This window comes from Kribbella sp. VKM Ac-2568 (assembly GCF_004345365.1).
Classification (GTDB): Bacteria; Actinomycetota; Actinomycetes; order Propionibacteriales; family Kribbellaceae; genus Kribbella; species Kribbella orskensis.
The window spans coordinates 188,676-205,298 of the sequence record NZ_SLVF01000001.1 but is presented as its reverse complement, the minus strand read 5'-3'; the positions used below and the strand labels follow the sequence as shown (position 1 = coordinate 205,298).

At 68.4% G+C, this 16,623-nt stretch carries 18 protein-coding genes; 2 read left to right on the top strand and 16 right to left on the bottom strand.

Annotation, left to right across the window (positions count from 1 at the left end; genetic code table 11):
• Window positions 1-27: 27 nt before the first annotated feature.
• The 16 genes from EV648_RS00965 to EV648_RS43720 all read right to left on the bottom strand — a co-directional run bounded on the left by EV648_RS00965 (window position 28) and on the right by EV648_RS43720 (window position 15,145).
• Complete coding sequence (locus EV648_RS00965) at window positions 28-1,224, bottom strand: Gfo/Idh/MocA family protein (protein WP_132284087.1); 1,197 nt, start codon at window positions 1,222-1,224, stop codon at window positions 28-30.
• 122 nt (window positions 1,225-1,346) lie between these two features.
• Window positions 1,347-2,021 carry a glycerophosphodiester phosphodiesterase family protein gene (locus tag EV648_RS00960; protein WP_132284085.1) on the bottom strand — a complete coding sequence of 225 codons (675 nt, stop codon included), beginning with the start codon at window positions 2,019-2,021 and terminating at the stop codon, window positions 1,347-1,349.
• Entirely contained in the window at window positions 2,018-3,340 is a 1,323-nt protein-coding gene (locus EV648_RS00955; RefSeq protein ID WP_132284083.1) for an ABC transporter substrate-binding protein, read from the bottom strand. Before EV648_RS00955 ends, EV648_RS00960 begins: the two co-directional genes overlap by 4 nt.
• Window positions 3,337-4,152, bottom strand: coding sequence for a carbohydrate ABC transporter permease (locus EV648_RS00950; RefSeq protein ID WP_132284081.1), 816 nt, complete (start codon window positions 4,150-4,152; stop codon window positions 3,337-3,339). Before EV648_RS00950 ends, EV648_RS00955 begins: the two co-directional genes overlap by 4 nt.
• Window positions 4,149-5,099 carry a carbohydrate ABC transporter permease gene (locus tag EV648_RS00945; protein WP_241994796.1) on the bottom strand — a complete coding sequence of 317 codons (951 nt, stop codon included), beginning with the start codon at window positions 5,097-5,099 and terminating at the stop codon, window positions 4,149-4,151. Before EV648_RS00945 ends, EV648_RS00950 begins: the two co-directional genes overlap by 4 nt.
• The gene (locus EV648_RS00940; protein WP_199234380.1) at window positions 5,096-5,914 is read right to left on the bottom strand and encodes an inositol monophosphatase family protein; all 819 of its coding nucleotides are present in this window, start codon (window positions 5,912-5,914) and stop codon (window positions 5,096-5,098) included. The genes EV648_RS00945 and EV648_RS00940 overlap by 4 nt, the downstream gene beginning before the upstream one ends.
• Window positions 5,915-5,988: 74 nt before the next feature.
• A complete protein-coding gene (locus tag EV648_RS00935; RefSeq protein ID WP_132284079.1) occupies window positions 5,989-7,398 on the bottom strand; it encodes an MFS transporter in 1,410 nt (469 codons plus the stop codon).
• Window positions 7,395-7,823: a MarR family winged helix-turn-helix transcriptional regulator gene (locus tag EV648_RS00930; protein ID WP_132284077.1), complete on the bottom strand. Its 429-nt coding sequence runs from the start codon at window positions 7,821-7,823 to the stop codon at window positions 7,395-7,397. Before EV648_RS00930 ends, EV648_RS00935 begins: the two co-directional genes overlap by 4 nt.
• A gap of 23 nt (window positions 7,824-7,846) precedes the next feature.
• The gene (locus tag EV648_RS00925; protein ID WP_132284075.1) at window positions 7,847-8,542 is read right to left on the bottom strand and encodes an MgtC/SapB family protein; all 696 of its coding nucleotides are present in this window, start codon (window positions 8,540-8,542) and stop codon (window positions 7,847-7,849) included.
• 19 nt (window positions 8,543-8,561) lie between these two features.
• On the bottom strand, window positions 8,562-9,584 hold the full coding sequence (locus EV648_RS00920) for a 2-hydroxyacid dehydrogenase (RefSeq protein WP_132284073.1): 1,023 nt from the start codon (window positions 9,582-9,584) through the stop codon (window positions 8,562-8,564).
• Window positions 9,581-11,053 (bottom strand): FGGY-family carbohydrate kinase, encoded by a 1,473-nt coding sequence (locus EV648_RS00915; protein WP_132284071.1) that lies wholly within the window; start codon window positions 11,051-11,053, stop codon window positions 9,581-9,583. The genes EV648_RS00920 and EV648_RS00915 overlap by 4 nt, the downstream gene beginning before the upstream one ends.
• Before the next feature lie 22 nt (window positions 11,054-11,075).
• Window positions 11,076-11,915 carry a DeoR/GlpR family DNA-binding transcription regulator gene (locus EV648_RS00910; protein WP_132284069.1) on the bottom strand — a complete coding sequence of 280 codons (840 nt, stop codon included), beginning with the start codon at window positions 11,913-11,915 and terminating at the stop codon, window positions 11,076-11,078.
• Entirely contained in the window at window positions 11,912-12,529 is a 618-nt protein-coding gene (locus EV648_RS00905; RefSeq protein ID WP_132284067.1) for a histidine phosphatase family protein, read from the bottom strand. Before EV648_RS00905 ends, EV648_RS00910 begins: the two co-directional genes overlap by 4 nt.
• A complete protein-coding gene (locus tag EV648_RS00900) occupies window positions 12,526-13,950 on the bottom strand; it encodes an FGGY-family carbohydrate kinase (RefSeq protein ID WP_241994795.1) in 1,425 nt (474 codons plus the stop codon). Before EV648_RS00900 ends, EV648_RS00905 begins: the two co-directional genes overlap by 4 nt.
• Window positions 13,951-14,122: 172 nt before the next feature.
• On the bottom strand, window positions 14,123-14,356 hold the full coding sequence (locus tag EV648_RS00895) for a hypothetical protein (RefSeq protein ID WP_132284065.1): 234 nt from the start codon (window positions 14,354-14,356) through the stop codon (window positions 14,123-14,125).
• Window positions 14,357-14,530: 174 nt separating this feature from the next.
• The gene (locus EV648_RS43720; RefSeq protein ID WP_132284063.1) at window positions 14,531-15,145 is read right to left on the bottom strand and encodes an excalibur calcium-binding domain-containing protein; all 615 of its coding nucleotides are present in this window, start codon (window positions 15,143-15,145) and stop codon (window positions 14,531-14,533) included.
• 197 nt (window positions 15,146-15,342) lie between these two features.
• On the opposite strand from EV648_RS43720, the gene EV648_RS00885 reads away from it, so the two are divergent.
• Both EV648_RS00885 and EV648_RS00880 read left to right on the top strand, forming a co-directional pair.
• Entirely contained in the window at window positions 15,343-15,978 is a 636-nt protein-coding gene (locus EV648_RS00885) for a phosphatase PAP2 family protein (RefSeq protein ID WP_158293860.1), read from the top strand.
• Window positions 15,915-16,619: a phosphatase PAP2 family protein gene (locus EV648_RS00880; RefSeq protein ID WP_132284059.1), complete on the top strand. Its 705-nt coding sequence runs from the start codon at window positions 15,915-15,917 to the stop codon at window positions 16,617-16,619. The genes EV648_RS00885 and EV648_RS00880 overlap by 64 nt, the downstream gene beginning before the upstream one ends.
• Window positions 16,620-16,623: the final 4 nt, after the last annotated feature.

Sequence of the window (16,623 nt, the reverse complement as noted above, 5' to 3'; positions counted from 1 at the left end):
GGGGGGTGCGGCACTGGCAGGTGAGGCTCAGGCGGGGGCGTCGCCGTGGTCGGGAATCTCCAGCTGGACGCCGCCCTGGAGCGCGGACTGGTGGGCGAAGACGCCGGGCAGCGTGTATCGGGCGGAGACCCAGGCGTTGATCGGCGGCAGGGTCTTGTCGGCGACCGCGCGGACGAAGTCGTCGGCGAGGAAGTGGTGCGAGCCCTCGTGGCCGTTGTGCAGGCCGGCGAACTCGGCCGGGAGCCGGTCGCGGTCATGCACGGGCGAGAGCCCCGACCTGAACGCGTCGCGCAGGGCCGGGTCGACGTTCGCCAGGTCGTCGTCGTCCAGCGAACCGCTCGGCGCGGTCTCCATCAGGTGGCTGACGTCCTCGACGCCTTCCTTGGTCTGCCAGAGCGTGGTCGTCGCGAGCTGCTCGAAGCTGCCCTGGGTGCCGAAGACGCGCAGCCGGGACTCACGGATGTGCGACGGGTAGCCGACCCGGCGCATCTCGTTGGTCCGCATCACGCCGCCGTCCGCGAGCTTGAACAGCGCGGCCGCGTTGCTGAAGTCGTTGTCGAACTGGCTGATCTCCTTGTCGAAGACGCCGTCGCCGCGGTCGTCCTTCACCCCGATGCAGGACACGTGCGTGGCATGTTGGCCGGTCACCGAGAGAACGTTGCCGACGGCATGCGTCGGGTAGAGCATAGGCGGGAACGAGGCGGTCTTCTTCCAGTCTTCGCCGCCGCTGTACTGGTAGGCGGCGTAGAAGCCGAGGTCCATGTCGTGGACGTAGTCGCCCTCGGAGTAGAAGACCCGGCCGAAGTCACCGGCGGCGAGCTTTTGCCGGCAGTAGACCGACGAGGGGTAGTAGAAGCTCGTCTCGCCCATCATGTAGGTCAGGCCGGTCTCCTTGACCAGCTCGACGATGCGGGCGATCTGGTCCGCCTCGATCGCCATCGGCACGGTCGAGTAGACGTGCTTGCCGGCCTCCAGCGCCTGGATCGCCATCTCGCCGTGCAGCCAGCGCTGGGTGAAGATCGCGACCGCGTCGACGTCGGACGCGAGCATCTCCTCGAACGACTGGTACGTGATGGTCACGCCCTGCTTCTCCGCCAGCTCGGCCAGCCGGTCCGGCAGGACGTCGGTCAGCCGGACGTCTGAGACGTCGGGATGCGCGGACCACAGCCGCAGGAACGAGGGGGCGAACTGGCCGGCTCCGACCACACCGATGCTGATGCTCATGAACCAAGGCAATCACACATTTCCCGAGCATGTAAGAACAATTCCGCACACCAAGATGTGACCCACCCCACCCGTACTGCGAACGCCGCCGGCTGAGGTGGGCTGGATGGCTGAGGTGGGGGTTAGCGGGTGGGGAGGTGGTTGGGGTGGTCTGTTGTGATGCCGTCTACGGCTAGGGCTACTGCTTGGGCGTAGGTTTCGGCGTCGGGGACTGGCCAGGCGGTTACGGCGAAGCCTTCCTTGTGGAGTTTCTCGACGGCTTCGACCGTGAGGCCTGCGATGCCGCATAGCGCAGTACCGGCTTGGGCTGCCTTGGTGAGGGCGAGGACGTCTGCCACGTCGGAAGTGCGGCCGAAGATCAGGCCGGTTTCGGCTGTTGGCATCGCCTGGCGGACAGTTAGCAGGATGTCCGCGTGGGACGAGGTGACGAGAGTCCGGGCGGCCAGAGCGGGATCGGCCTGCAGGGACTCGACCAGGAGCGGGACCGCCCGCGCAGCCTTGACCTCTGCCTGGAAGCGCACGGAGACGGCCTCGACCGTTTCCGCCCACGTGGGCACGACCTCGCCGAGGCCGGCGTCGAGGGACCGGAGCTCTTCGAAGGTCAGGTCCTCGACGGCGCCGGTCCCGTTCGTCGTCCGGTCGACCGTGGCGTCGTGCATCACCACGAGGTGGTCGTCTGACGTGACCCGCAGGTCGAGCTCGATCTCGTCGCACCCGTCCGCGACGGCGCGGCGGAACGAGCGCAGGGTGTTCTCCGGTTCGGACCCGAGTGCTCCCCGGTGGCCGGTGATGATCAAAGCACCTTCTCCTCGTACTGGCGGCGAACCTCGTCACCGATCGCCTCGAGCCGGCGGGCGACCGAGCTGAACACCTTCTTCGGCGCCGCGTTGTCGGCGTAGATCTGCTGCAGGCCGGTGTAGATCGCGACGTTGGAGTTGCGGCCGTAGAGCCGGATCGCGTCCTGCTGTCGGGCGTTGGCCAGCTGCGCGATCGCCACCCCGAAGTTGGGCTCGTCGGCGATCAGCTTCTTCAGCTCGGGGTCTTCGCGCGCCTTCAGCACCACCGGAAGGTACCCGGACTGCGTCGTCCACCAGGCCGAGTTCTCCGGCCGGGCGAGGAAGGCCAGGAACACCGCGGCCGCCTGCTTGCGCTCGGTGGTCGCGTTGCGCAGCATGCCGATCCCGCCGCCACCGGTCGCGATCCCGGCCGCGACCTCGGACGGCACGAACCCCGCGCCGACCTTGAACTTGGCCTTGCTCATCGCGCTCTTCAGACCACCGGTCGAGTCCTGCGCCATCGCGACCAGCCCACCGGCGAAGTCCGTCATCGGGCTGCTCGCCATGTAGCCGTGGCCGTCCTCGTGGATCAGCTTGCGCTGCCACTCGCCGGCCGCGACCGCGCCGTCCTGGTCGATGGCGACGTCCAGGCCGTTGGAGTACGCGCCGCCGAACTGCCAGACGTTGCCCTGGAACTGCCAGTCGCCGTCGACCTTCGCGAACGCCAGGCTCCGCAGCGAGCGACCGCCGGTCTGGACCCGCGCCAGCTCCGGCCCCCATGACCGCAGCTCGCTCCAGGTCCTCGGCGCACGATCCGGCAGCCCGGCCTTGGCGAAGAGGTCGCGGTTGTAATAGAGGATCGGCGTACTGCGGGCGAACGGTACGCACCAGCTCTGGCCCTTCACGACGTACTCGCCGAACAGCTTGGGCTCGTAGATCTTCGGCCCGAAGTCGTCGGTGAAGTACCCGTTCAGCGGTTCGAGCGCGTCGTTCAGGTAGAACCGCTCCCAGGTGACGTCCGACAGTACGGCGATGTCCGGCGCCTGCCTGGCGATCAGTCCGGCCGCGACCTTCTGCGCGACGTCGTCGTAGCTGCCCTGGAACTGCACCTCGACGTACACGTCCTGCTGCGACTTGTTGAACTTCTCGACCAGCTTGCCGACCGCCTTGCCGTTGGCCCCGCCGTACGACGACCAGAACACCACCCGGACACGGTTCGCGAACTCCTTCGGTACTGCGCCCGCCGGCTGCGCGTAGTCCGCGTCGACCGAACGGTAGCCACATCCCGCCAGCGACGAGGCGGCGGCGAGACCGAGAAAGGCCCGACGTCTCATGGTCATCCCTTCAGCGCTCCCTGGGTGATACCGCCGACGATGTAGCGCTGGGCGACCAGGAAGATCAGCAGCATCGGCGCGAGCACGAGCAGCGTGCCGGCCATGATGGTTCCCCAGTTGGCCAGGCCCTCCTCGTCCTTGAGGATCAGCAGGCCGACCGGCAGCGTGCGCATCTCGGCGGTGTTCGTCACGATCAGCGGCCAGACGAAGTTGTTCCACTCCTCCACCGCGGTGATCACCACGACGGTGATCAGCATCGGCTGCGACATCGGCAGCACCACCCGCCACAGCGTGCGCAGGTGACCCGCGCCGTCGACCGCCGCGGCATCGGTCACCTCCGACGGCAGGGTGAGGAAGTGCTGGCGCATCAGGAAGGTCGCGAACGCCGAGCCGATGCCCGGGATGATCAACCCCGCATAGGTGTTGATCCAGCCGAGCGAGGCCACCGTGAGGTAGTTCGGCAGCAGCGTCACGTGACCCGGCACCATCATCGCGCCGAGGACCAGCAGGAAGAGGATCTTCTTGAACGGGAACCGCAGGTACGCGAAGGCGTAGGCCGTCAGTACCGCGTTGGCCACCTTCAGGGCGGTCCCGATCACGGTGATGATCGTGGAGTTGATGAAGAACCGGTCGAACGGCGCCGCCTGCCAGGCCAGCGAGAAGTTCTCCCAGGTCAGCTTGTCGGGCCACCAGGCGGGGGGCCACTGGTAGATCTCGGCCGGCTGCTTGAGCGCGGTACTGACCAGCCAGTACAGGGGTCCCAGGAAGATGGCTGCGACACCCAGCAAAGCGATGTACTGCAGGGGTCTGACCTTCATCGGTAGTGCACCCGCCTCTCCATCACGCGGGCCTGGACGGTGGTGACGATCAGCAGGATGACGAACATGATGATCGACAGCGTCGCCGCACGGCCGGCGTTGAACGCCTGGAAGCCCTCGTTGTAGATCGACCAGCTCAGAGTGGTAGTGGCATCACCAGGGCCACCTCCGGTCATCACGGCGATCACGTCGAAGGCCTGGAAGGTGCCGATCACCGTGGTGATCAGCAGGAAGAACGTGATCGGCGCGAGCAGCGGCAGCTTGATCGCGCGGAACCTGGTCCAGCTCCCCGCGCCGTCGATCGCGGCCGCCTCGTCGAGCTCCTTCGGCAGTCCCTGCAGCCCGGCCAGGTAGATCAGCGCGGTGAACCCGACGTTCTTCCACAGGTAGACGATGACGAGCCCCGGCAGCGCCCAGTCGGAGTTGTTCATCCAGTCCGGTGGTTCGGCGCCGAACGGCTCGATCAGCGCGCGCATCAGTCCGTAGCCGGGATCGAAGATGAACAGCCAGATCGTCGCGACCGCCGCACCGGACAGGATGTGCGGCGCGAACGAGATGGTCCGGACCACACTGCGGCCCTTCAGCGGCAGGTTGAACAGCAGCGCGAGCGCGAGCCCGATCACCAGGCTGCCCGCGACGATCAGCCCGGTGAAGGCGATGGTGATACCCAGCGTCTTGTGGAAGGCCGGATCGGTCAGCGTCCGGGTGTAGTTGCTCAGGCCGACGAAGGTCGGCCGGGCCGCGATCATGTTCCAGTCGGTCAGGCTGAGGAACGCGTTGTAGATGATCGGCCAGTACGCGAAGACCGCGATCACCAACAGGTTGGGGGCCACCAGCAACGCGAACAGCCCGTACTCGCGCCGCCGTCGGCTGCGTTTCTGGTTGCTGGCGGCAACTTGCGGTCGTTCGTCCGGATGGGTCCGGACCGGCAGATCGAGGGCGGTCACTCCAGCCTCCTCGGTTTCAGTGGGGCGAGCAGTTCGACGAGCGCCGTCGCCAGTTCCGGTGGAGCCGCCAGCACGCCGCGCGGCAGCGCCGTACCGGGTCCGCCGATGGTCGTTGCCCCGGCCTCCCGCGCGATCAACGCGCCGGCCGCGATGTCCCAGGGCTGGATCAGGTGCTCGTAGTACGCGTCCGCGGTTTCGTCCGCCACCGAGCACAGATCCAGCGCCGCCGACCCGCCCCGCCGCAGATCCCGTACTACGGGGAGCAGGCGGCGGACGTACTCCGCTTGCTCGGCACGCTGGTCCGCCAGGTAGGAGAAGCCGGTGCTCACCAGGGCAGCCGCCGGGATCACGTCACGCAGCGGGCCGAGGGGGTTGCCGTCGCGGTGTGCGCCGTGGTCCCGGATCGCGGACCAGGTCATGCCGGTGCGGGGCTGGTGGACGACGCCGGCCACGGCGCCGGCCTCGTCCTCGACGGCGATGCTGACGGACCAGTCGAGGCGGCCGTAGAGGTAGTTCACCGTGCCGTCGAGCGGGTCGATCACCCAGGTGAGGCCCGTCGTCGACGTCTTGGCGGCGCCTTCTTCACCGAGCAGACCGTCGCCCGGGCGCGTCGCCGAGAGCCCATCCGTGATGAGCTTCTCGGAGGCGCGGTCCGCGGCACTGACAGGATCACTGGCAGAAGATTTGGTCTCGACACCAGCCGCGTCGATCGATAGACCTGTCTGGCGGGCCAGCAACTCCTCCCCGGCGGCGTGGGCCAGGTGCACGGCCAGGTCGCGCAGCGCGGCAGTCTCAGGGGGCGGAGTGGTAGGCACGCGGGTGAAATTATCATCGATCAATGGTGACGTATAGATAATCGATGTGATTTTCTCAGCAAAATCACATCGCTTCACGCAGCGGCTGGTCCAGAGCGGGACTGACGGAGGGCGTCGACCAGGAGCAGGGCGGCGATCCCGACCACGAGATAACCGAGTCTCTGGAGGCCCGCGTCGGTGGCGGGACCGGAGTACACGAGGGCGATGGCTGCGGCGGCCAGGTTCGCACCGACGTACTGGGAGGTCCTGAAGAGGCCGGCGGCCGCGCCTGTCTCTTCGGCCGGCGCCGCGCTGTAGACCGCGAGTTGGTTGCCGAGGCCGTTGAAGCCGTTCGGGATGCCCAGGACCGCGCTGATCAGGACCAGTACGACGATCGGCGTCCCCGAGTGCACCCCGAAGGCGAGGGCCGAGCCACCCACCAGGAGACCGGCAGAGCCGATCAGCAGCAGCGGTCCCGGGCCGCGGCTCCGCGCGAGCCTGGTCGCACCGATGACGGTGAGCGCGCCGATGGCGGCGATCGGCAGCACCACCAGACCGACCTTTGACGGGTCGAGCTTGCGACTCTGCTCGAGCCATCCCGGCAGGCCGTAGAAGATCGCGTAGAACGCCACGTAGGTGAGCATCGTGCGCAGATAGCTCATCGAGAGCGTCGCGCTGGTGGCGAGCAGCCGGACATCGACGAACGGAGTCGCGACTCGTCGTTCCCACACCACGAAGAGCACTCCGACGGGAATCGCCACAGCGAGCAGCCACCAGAGCGGCTGGCCCGCCAGGGAGAGCAGGATCAGCATCAGTGCGGTCATCGCCGCGCTGAAGAGTACGAGTCCGGCGAGGTCGATCTCCCGCCAGATGGATCTGCTGTTGTCCCGCTGCCGTGGCGGGTCGCGCGGCACGAGGACCAGGACGCTGATGCCGGCGATCGCGGCCACCGGCAGATTGAAGATGAAGATCGCCTGCCAGTCGAACGTGCCGACCAGGAACCCACCGATGCTGGGGCCGAGCGCGGCCGACGTCTGGGCGAAGATCGAGAGGAGTCCGAGGGCACCGACCGCGGAGGCCTTTCGCCGGTCCGCCATTCCGCGGATCATCGCGACGCCCGACGGGAACTGCGCGCCCGTCCCGATGCCGAGCAGCACGCGGGCGGCGATCAGCCAGCCGAGGGTCGGCGCGAACGGGGCGACGGCGGAGACGAGGGCGACCAGGACCAGTCCGGTGAGAAACACCCGCCGAGCGCCGAGCAGGTCCGCTAGGCGGCCGGCGGTCGGGGCCGCGATCGCGGTGGCGAGATAGAGGCCCGACACCAGCCATTGGGTCTCGGTGCCGGCGTGGAAGTCGAGGCCGATCTGGACCAGCGCGACCGCGATCATCGACGAGTTCAGCGGCTGCAACAACGTCCCGAGCCCGATGGCCCCCGCATACCGCCGCGGCAGATCCGGCTGCTCGACGACCACTGCTGTGTCTGCCGAGGCTGCGACAGCTGTCATTGCTGGTACTCGGCGAGGCGGTCGAGGAGGCCGGCGGCGAGGCGGAGGAGTTCACGTTCGGTCGGGGTCAGGGTGGTCTCCATCGCCTCGGCGAGGAAGCTGTCACGCCGTCGGCGATCTTCCAGGATCAGCTCCCGGCCTGCTTCGGTGATCGTCAGCAGCACCTGACGGCGGTCCTCGGGATTATCAGCACGGCTGATCAATCCACCGGCGACCAGTTCCGCCGTCGTACGCATCATCGTCTGCGGCGCCACCCCCTCCGCCGCCGCCAGGTCGGCGTTCGTCATCGACCCGTCGCGCTCCAACCAGCCCAGCGCAACGAGTTGCGAATAGCTCAGCCCGGCGTCGGGCCGCTCCTGCCGCAGCCGGCGGACCAGCCGGAAGACGCTCTGCCGTACTTCGTGTGCCCCCGCATTGCTCGCCATACCATCAGCATAGCTGATGACTTTCAATCATCCTCATCGTCCCTCAGCCGTACCCCGGTGACGCCCTCCAGATCGTCGAGCGCGACCACCAGGTTCTCCAGCGGCGGCCGTCCGGTGAACCGCATCGAGGCTCTGACCTGCTGCCTTCCGCCCTCGCGGTCCACCGTCGTGCCGAGCACCGACGCCTCGAACCCCATCGAGGTCGCCGTCGCCAGGATCGCCCGCAACACCCCGGCCCCGTCGATGTACCGGACGGTGACGAGCCTGCGACGGTCAGGTGAGGGCAGGTGTTTCGTCAGCCGGGCGAACGGTCCGACCGCGATCAGGTGCAGCAGGGTCGCCGCCACGGCCAGCACCGGCATGCCCGCACCGCAGGCCATCCCGATCGCGGCGGTCATCCAGATCGTCGCCGCGGTGGTCAGCCCGCGCACCAGGTCGCGGCGCATGAAGATCACGCCGGCGCCCAGGAATCCGACGCCCGAGACGACCTGGGCCGCGATCCGGGACGGGTCCAGGTTGACGTCGTTGCCGACGACGTTCGAGAAGCCGAACGCCGAGACGAGGGTGAAGAGCGCGGCCCCGGTGCCGACCAACGTGTGAGTACGTACCCCGGCGCTCTTCTGCCGCAGCTGCCGCTCGATGCCGATGATCATCGACAGCACGAACGCGATCAGCAGCAGCAGGAGCTCGGTCCCGGTGCTGGAGGTCGTCAGTTTCATGGCTGTGAGTTCCGCATGATCAGGAAACTAGTCCGATCGGATCCCGACCCGCCAGGTACGCCGCGACCGCCTCGGCGGCGATCGAACCGGCCCGCTGCGCGGTCTGCCGGGTCGCACCGGCCAGGTGCGGAGTCATCACGACATTCGGCGCGGTCAGCAACCGTGAACCAGCCGGCACCGGCTCGGCCGGGAACACGTCGAACGCCGCCGCCCCCAACTGTCCCGACTCCAGCGCGTCAACGGTCGCCTCGTAGTCGAGCAGGCCGCCGCGCGCAGTGTTCACCAGTACTCCGCCCCGCGGCATCAGCGCGAGCTGCTTCACCCCGATCAGGCCGCGGGTCTGCTCGGTCAGCCGCGCGTGCAGGCTGACCACGTCGGACCGCCTGAGCAACTCGTCCAGCTCGACCACCTCGGTCCCGCCCGGCGCTGAGGACGGGTCGATCGCCGGGTCCACCACGAGCACCTTCGCACCGAAGGCAAGCATCACTCGAGCCACCCGGCGGCCGATCGCGCCGTACCCGATCAGGCCGACGGTCGCGCCGTCCAGTTCGGAGCCACATTCGTCGTACGCGTAGAGGTCACTGCGCCACTGCTCCTGTTCCAGCGTGCGCTGCAACTGCGGAAGCTTGCGCAGGGCACCCAGCATCAGAGCGACCGCGTGCTCGGCGGCCGCGACGGCATTGCGGCCCGGTGTCGAGGAGACGATGACGCCGCGCTTGGTTGCCGCAGGCACGTTCACGTTGACCGGACCGCCACGGCAACAGACCAGGAATCGCAGGTCCGGCGCCGCCTCGAGCACCCTCTCCGTGAACGGCCCCATCTGGGTGACCGCAACCTCTACTCCGGGCAACGCCGCGATCAACTGGTCCTCGGCGTCGCTCGCCTCATCCACCTCGGCGACCCGCCCGTACGGCGTCAGCGGCCACGGCAAGGTCACCTCCCGGAAGTCGAAGGTGACGCCTTCCAGCTTCGACAGGGAGGCGGCGAGCAGATCGTTGCGGACGAAGTGGTCGCCGGCGAGCAGGGTACTGACGGTTCTCATCGAGCTCCAGAGGTTTGCGCAAGGGCGGTTGGCGCTGGGTCGGCCCAGCGGGGACGCGCGGCTTCGACGCGGCGCAAGTAGTGGGCGTATCCCTCGTCATGGAAGGCGGCACGGCCCGGATCGGGGTCGACCTGACGGCTGACGGCGATCCACTCGCTTCCGGCGCTGGACGGGTCGGCCGCGAGCCGGGCTCCGATCACCGCCCCTCGCGCGGCGACCTGGGACGCGTCGGTCGTGTGCAGTGGACTGTTCAGCACATCGGCGAGGATCTGGGTCCACTCGCGACTCTTCGCACCGCCGCCGCACACGGTCACCCGGCCGGTCCAGCCGGCCGCGTCGAGGCAGTGCCGCGCGGCATAGGCGATACCTTCGCAGGTTGCGCGGACCACGTCGGCCTGAGTGGTCGACAACGAGATCCCGTCGATCGTGCCGCGCGCGCCGGTGTCGACGAACGGCGCCCGCTCGCCGGCCTCCGACAGATATGGCAGCACGGTGACGCCATGAGCACCCGCCGGACTCTCGGCGAGCAGAGCCGGGAGCGCGTCGGTTCCCAGCCCCACCAAGGACAGCACCCGGTCGAGCGCAGCCGTGCCGACCATCGCCGGCATCGCGCGCAACCACACACCAGGCGTCCACGTGCCGAGGAACAACCCCGCGGGCTCGTCGTCCACCGGCAGCTCTCGCGTGACCACCTGGCAGGCGAGCGTAGTACCGACGGTCAGCAGGGCGTCGCCGACTTCGCTGACTCCGGCGCCCATCGCGGCGGCCGGCAGATCGTAGGGGCCGGCCGAAACGCGTGTCCCCAGAGCCAGCCCGGTGGCCGAGTCGCGCAGCTCGCCGACGGGACCACCCGGCTCGACAGGAGCCAGCAGGTGTTGCCAGTCGGACAGACCACAGGCACTCAAGGCGTCAGCGTCGTACTCGTTCGTGCGGGGGTCGAGGAAGGGTGCCGAGCCGTCCGAGACATCCGTCGCCCGGACCCCGGTGAGGCGCTGCATCACAACGTCCTTGCAGTACGCCGCTGTGCCGGCGCGCGCGAGAACCTCAGGTTCCTCAGCCAGTACTGCGGCCAGCAGCGGGCCGGACGCGCCGGGGAACATCCGGTTACCCGATCGCCGGAAGACCTGCTCGGCAACACCTTCGGAGGTCCACCGCTCGAGGATCGCGCCGCTGCGCGCGTCGAGCCAGGAGATCGCCGGGCGGACCGGGCTGCCGTCGGAGTCGAGCAGCCAGAGCCCGTCACCCTGCGCGGTGATCGCGAGCACGCCCGGCTCGGTGCCGACGTCCGCCGCCAGCTCAGCGACCACCTCGTTGACCGAGGCAACGATCTCGTCGGTGTCGTGCTCGAACCGGCCGGGTCCCGGCCGGACCAGCCGGGTCGGGCGGGAGGTCTCGGCCAGTTGGTGGCCCGCCTCGTCGAAGGCCACGGCCTTCGTGACGGTGGTGCCGACGTCCACTCCCACGTCCACGCGGTACTCCCCTCCTAGAGCATTAGAGCGGTGCGACCTCCACGGTCGCGCCGTTGTCACGCAAGGCCTGAACCAGGTCGGCCGGGGTCTTCTCGTCCACCACCACGACGTCGAAATCGGTCAGCGGCGCGAGCCGGTGCAGCGCGGTCCGCTGCAGCTTGCCGTGGTCGACGAGCAGCACCTTCGTCCGCGCGGACCGCAGCATGGCCCGCTTGACCAGCACGATCTCCTCCTCCTGGTGGAACGCGTGCGTCGGCGAGACCGCCGAGACGCTGCAGAAGAGGAAGTCGGTGTGCAGCGCCTCGACCGCTTCCGCGCAAGGCATGCCGCCGAACGAGTCGTGGGTGGCGGAGTAGATGCCGCCGAGCGCGAGCAGGGTGACGTCGCGCAGCCCGGTCAGCTTGCTGATCGCCGGCAGGAAGTTGGTTGCCACGGTCAACGGAGTGATGTCCTCGAGCAGATCGACCAGGGCGAGCGCGCTGGTCGAGTCGTCGAGCATCACGGACATGCCGGGCTCGATCATCGCGCGGGCGTGCCGGGCCAGCGCCGACTTCTCCGCCTGCGCGGTGTTCAGCCGGTACGCGACGTTGCTCTCGAACACGCTGGTCGGCTGGGCTGTCACGCCGCCGCGGTACTTGCGGACCACACCCTGCCGCTCGAGCTCGTCCAGGTCACGGTGGACCGTCATCACGCTGACCCCGAACGCCTCGACCAGGTCGTTCGCGGAGACCGATCCGTGCTCGACGACGTACGCGGCGATCTCGGCCTGGCGGCGGGCCGGCCGGCTGAGCTCGGCCGTGTCGGGGCGACCAGGATCAGCGGGTGCCGGCCGGGTGTCGCCGTCGACGGTGTCTGAACTCATACCAGGGTCTCCATTCGGACAGCTGGGGTGTTGTAGGCCTCGAGACCCACTGTGCCGTCCTCCCAGCGCAAACGCACCAACGCCGCGGGACCGAGGGCCGGTAGAAGTCTGCGGTACTCCTTCAGCTCCAGTCCCAGTACCCGGCAGACCAGCAGCCGGATCAGCGTGTTGTGCGCGACCACGAGCACCTTCTTGCCCTGATGCTCGCGTCCGATCTGGTGGAACGCGTCCTGCACCCGATCCGCCGCCTCGGCCGGATCCTCACCGCCCGGGAAGTGCCAGCCGACCGGATCCAGCTCGAACGCCTTGGCCACGGCGGGCGGCAATTCGCTCAGCATGCGCCCTTCGGCCGATCCGAAGTCGACCTCGCGCAGGCGATCGTCCAACGTCGGTTTGAGCTCCAGCGCGTCCACTATCGGCTGGACGGTCTGCCGGGCGCGCAGCATCGGCGACGACCAGAGCGCGTCCGGCGCGAAGTCCGCCGCCCACTCCTTCAGTTGCTCCGCCTGCCGGTGACCGACCTCGTCGATCGGCAGATCCGTGGAACCGGTGTACCTGTTGCCGTGGTGCCACTCGGTCCGCCCGTGCCGCGCCAGTACGACGGTCGTCCTCATCCCCGGTACCCCCGCCGATCCAGCTCGGCCACGAACTCGCCGTACATGGTGGTCAGCCGGTCCTGCGGTCGTGGTTCGAGTACCCGGTCGATCCGGACCATACGCTCGGCGGTCCGCGTCACCGACGTACCGGCCGACGCCGCGAGCACCGCCATCCCGTACGCCGGGTCGGGCGAGGCGGGCAGCTCCACCGGTACGCCGAGGACGTCGGCGCGGAGCTGGTTCCAGTAGCCGCTGCGGACGGCGCCACCGGTGAGCGAGACGGATCGGACCGGCTCCGCGCCGAGGCTTTCCAGATGCTCGAACGCGAGCTTCTCGATGAACGCGACGCCCTGCAGTACTGCGGCGTACGAGTGCAGGTCATCGGGCAAGTCGCCGAGCTGGAAGCGCTCGGCCTTCGGGGCGACGAAGGGGAATCGCTCGCCTCTGCCGGTGATCGGGTAGATCGCGGCGTTGATCGGGCCGAGCTCGCGGGCCTGCTGGTCGAAGGCGTCCAGGTCGGCACCTGGGAGCATCGCTGTCAGTGCACCAGCCCCGGTGTTGGACGCGCCACCGGGGAGCCACCCGCCGTCCGGGTGGCGGTGGCTGTAGACGGCGCCGGTCGGGTCTTCGAGGAGTACCTTGCTGACGCCCTTGAGGACGAGGGTGGTGCCGAGGACGGAGTTCCACGCGCCCGGGGCGAGGGCGCCGGCCGCGATCTGGGCCGCGCAGCCGTCGGTCATGCCTGCATAGATGGGAGTGCCTTCGGGGACCCCGGTGACCTGGGCTTTTGCCTTGGAGACCTGGCCGAGCTCAGTGCCTGGGAGAACTACCTGGGGGAAGAGGCCGGGCTCGAGGTTGAGGGCGTCGAAGGCTTCGAGGGGCCAGCGGTCGGCGATCAGGTCGTAGCCGGTCTTGAGCGCATGGCTGGTGTCCGTCGCGACGGGGTGACCGGCCAGGTGGGCGGCGACCACGTCGGCGCTGTGGGCGACCCGGTGGCCGCCGCCGCTCAGGTGGGTGTTGGTCCCCTCGGTGTCCTGGTGTGCGAGGAGCCAGAGGATCTTGGGGAGGGCCCAGGTCGGCTGCATAGCTCCGGCCCAGCGAGCGGGATCCGCCGCCACGATGCGCTCGAGGTACCCGGCCGCGCGCGCGTCGTCGTACATGAGGGCGGCGGTGGTGGGTTTGCCGTCGGTGTCGGTGAGCAGGACGGTGCCGGAGGTGGAGCAGATGGTGATGCCCTGGACTTCCGGGGTACTGACCTCGGCAAGGATGGCGTCGGCGGTGTCGAACCACTCGCGCGGATCCTGCTCGTGCCGGCTGCCGTCGCGGCGACTGGTGAGCGGGCGGGCGGCGCGGGCGAGAACTGTCCCGGTCGCGTCGACGAGGACGGACCGGACGCTCTGCGTTCCCAGGTCCACGCCGATCCAGGCCGGTTCGCGCACTGACCGCTCTCCCCTCACGCGGATGTTAGCTACATTGATAACATAACATCAGATCGCGATAAGAAGCGCCTGTCTCGCCGACTGAAACAGTCTGATCCGGTGGAAATAGCAACGGGCCCGGCCGTCGAGGCCGGGCCCGTTGCACGCTGTGTAGCAGTCTATGAAGTCTCCGTCAGCTGTGCATCAGGAGGAACGAAGGATCGGCGGTGGCCAGCTCGAGTCGGCCCGAGTCGACGGCGCCGTACGCCCCGATCGGACCACTGGCCTTGCGGCCATGACGGTTGATCCAGAATCCCCAGCCCGCCGGTGCGTCGGGCCACTCGGGGTCAGGTTCCCACCCGAGCGGCGGACGCCAGGTGGCGGTCGGCGGCTCAGGCCAGCTGGGCGGTGGATTGAATCGATGCACGGGCGGCCCTTCCGGATCCCCCAGGACCCGATGATCAGTAACTGTCTGACAGCTCAACGACCGGCAACCTCGAACGTCACGCCTAAATCTTGGTAAAGAATATGGGCCCCTTCGGCGCGTTGACCAGCTCACCGGACAGTGAGCAACTAATTACACAGAGGCAATTTCTGTCGCCTATTCGCACGCGACTCCGTCGTTATCGCGATCCAGATGCGAGGCGTAGCCCGGATCCCCTCTGTGTAGAGGCGTCACACCGGCGGCCCGCGCTGCGGAACAGTTCGCGTAGTACACCGAAGGCGCCGCTGTCGTCTTTCGCGGCTGGACACTCTTGGTCGGCTGCACCAGCGGGACAGGCCTCGTGGCCTGCGCCGTTGCCGTAGGCGCTTTCACCGTCACCGTCCGTGCAGGCAACGGCGGCTGAGTAACCGTTGCCGTCGGCCCCGGCACGGTCTCACGAACCGTCACCGTCGCCGTCGCGGTCGCGGTGACCGTCGGGCCCGGAACAGGCCGACCCGCCTGCGCCGCTTGTCCGGTGTTGCCGCCGCCGATCGCTCCCAACACGACCAGGAGAACGAGACCGGCACCGATGCCCGCCGCTGCCAGACGACCGCGGCCGACCGAGCCGTACAGACCACTCGGGCCGATGCTGCGGCCGCCTCGTTCGTTCAGCCAGAAGCGCCAGCCGGGTGGCGCCGGTGGCCAGGTCGGGTCTGGGCGCCAGCCGGGTGGTGGCTGCCAGTCGGATGATGGTGGTGCGGGCCAGTTTGGTGGCGAGTTGAAGTGATGCATGTGAATCCCCCTCGGGGACTACATCGCAGATGATGACTCTGCGTTACAGCAGGTTCCAAACCTTTGCGGCCTGGTTTCCGGGGCGCACGTCCGGTTGGCGGGGGAATGGGTACAGGTTGGTTATGGCGATGCGGCGGGTAGGCGCTACGACGGTCGTCCGGGCGCGGAGTTGGCGGTTGCTCCGGGGTGTCTTGGCGATGATGGTGTTCGCGCTGCCTGTGGTGCTGCTGGGGTTTGCGGTGCGGCAGCAGTTCGATCCGTTGATCAGGGCCGATGAAGCGGCCATCCGGGCTGCCACCGGGTTCAGCGTTCGTCATGGATTGGTGCCGGCCCTGACCGTGATCCAGCTCGTCAGCCAGCCGATCTTCGTGTACCTCGTCGCGACCGTGGTCGTGGTCTGGGCCTGGAGGTCGAAGAACCTCAGGGGGCGGGCGCTGTGGGCCTTCGTCACGATGATGGTCGGCTGGGGAATCGGGGGCGCCTCCAAGCTCATCGCCCAGCGCGCGCGGCCGGTCGTCGACGACGAGTCGGTGCCGCATGCAGCGGGCTATTCCTTCCCGTCCGGCCACGCCCTGAACATCACCCTGGCGGCCGGTGTCATGGTCTTCCTGCTCTGGCCGCTGCTCTCGGCCACCCAACGCCGCGTCGCCATCGCGCTCGCGATCGTGGTGCCTGTGATCGTCGGTCTGGACCGGCTGTTCATCGGTGCGCACTTCCCGTCCGACATTCTCGCCGGGCACGTACTCGGTCTGGGCATTATGTTCGCTTCATGGATCGGATTCATCGGCAAGACGGCAGCGACCTCCTCACCAGGACCGTCGCACCCGGCGTAGCTCTCGGCGGACTCATCATCGGCCTCGGGCTCGCACTGAAAGGACCACTCGACGCGGTCTCCCACTCCGAAGAGGCGGTCAACAAGGATCTTGCCGCCGACCGGACCGGGACCTGGAACACAATCACCGCGGTGTGGTCGCAGATCGGCAATACCGCGGGCGTGATCGCCGTCTGCATCGTCGTCTCGTCCCTGCTGCTGTGGCGGACCCGGGACCTGCGCCTCGCGTTGGTCGCCCCGATCGCGATCGCCATGCAGGGACTGATCTTCCTGATCGCGGCAAAGGTCGTGGACCGCGATCGCCCGCAGGTGGAGAAGCTCGACGCCTCACCACCGACAGCGAGCTACCCCAGTGGGCACGTAGGTGCGTCGACCGGTTTGTACTTCGCGTTCGCGCTGCTCGCGCTGGGCATCGAACGCGCATGGCTGCGGTGGACGACGGTGATCCTCTGCCTCGCAATGCCATTGCTCGTCGCGTTCTCGCGGCTCTACCGCGGGATGCATCACGTCACGGACGTCGGCGCGGGCGTGATCAACGGCGCCATCTGTGCCCTGCTCGCGTACGGCTGGTACCGCCACTGCACCCGCCGGCGACAAGGAACCCGCGCTGCCAGCGCGAGGTCGGCCGGGCACACCGGGTGACCCC

Excerpts from the sequence above, each read along its gene's own strand:
- EV648_RS00935 (WP_132284079.1), bottom strand. The coding sequence starts at position 7,398 with ATGACAGCTGTCGCAGCCTCGGCAGACACAGCAGTGGTCGTCGAGCAG.
- EV648_RS00885 (WP_158293860.1), top strand. The coding sequence starts at position 15,343 with ATGATGGTGTTCGCGCTGCCTGTGGTGCTGCTGGGGTTTGCGGTGCGG.
- EV648_RS00950 (WP_132284081.1), bottom strand. The coding sequence starts at position 4,152 with ATGAAGGTCAGACCCCTGCAGTACATCGCTTTGCTGGGTGTCGCAGCC.
- EV648_RS00925 (WP_132284075.1), bottom strand. The coding sequence starts at position 8,542 with ATGAAACTGACGACCTCCAGCACCGGGACCGAGCTCCTGCTGCTGCTG.
- EV648_RS43720 (WP_132284063.1), bottom strand. The coding sequence starts at position 15,145 with ATGCATCACTTCAACTCGCCACCAAACTGGCCCGCACCACCATCATCC.
- EV648_RS00920 (WP_132284073.1), bottom strand. The coding sequence starts at position 9,584 with ATGAGAACCGTCAGTACCCTGCTCGCCGGCGACCACTTCGTCCGCAAC.
- EV648_RS00905 (WP_132284067.1), bottom strand. The coding sequence starts at position 12,529 with ATGAGGACGACCGTCGTACTGGCGCGGCACGGGCGGACCGAGTGGCAC.
- EV648_RS00910 (WP_132284069.1), bottom strand. The coding sequence starts at position 11,915 with ATGAGTTCAGACACCGTCGACGGCGACACCCGGCCGGCACCCGCTGAT.
- EV648_RS00965 (WP_132284087.1), bottom strand. The coding sequence starts at position 1,224 with ATGAGCATCAGCATCGGTGTGGTCGGAGCCGGCCAGTTCGCCCCCTCG.
- EV648_RS00955 (WP_132284083.1), bottom strand. The coding sequence starts at position 3,340 with ATGACCATGAGACGTCGGGCCTTTCTCGGTCTCGCCGCCGCCTCGTCG.
- EV648_RS00880 (WP_132284059.1), top strand. The coding sequence starts at position 15,915 with ATGGATCGGATTCATCGGCAAGACGGCAGCGACCTCCTCACCAGGACC.
- EV648_RS00930 (WP_132284077.1), bottom strand. The coding sequence starts at position 7,823 with ATGGCGAGCAATGCGGGGGCACACGAAGTACGGCAGAGCGTCTTCCGG.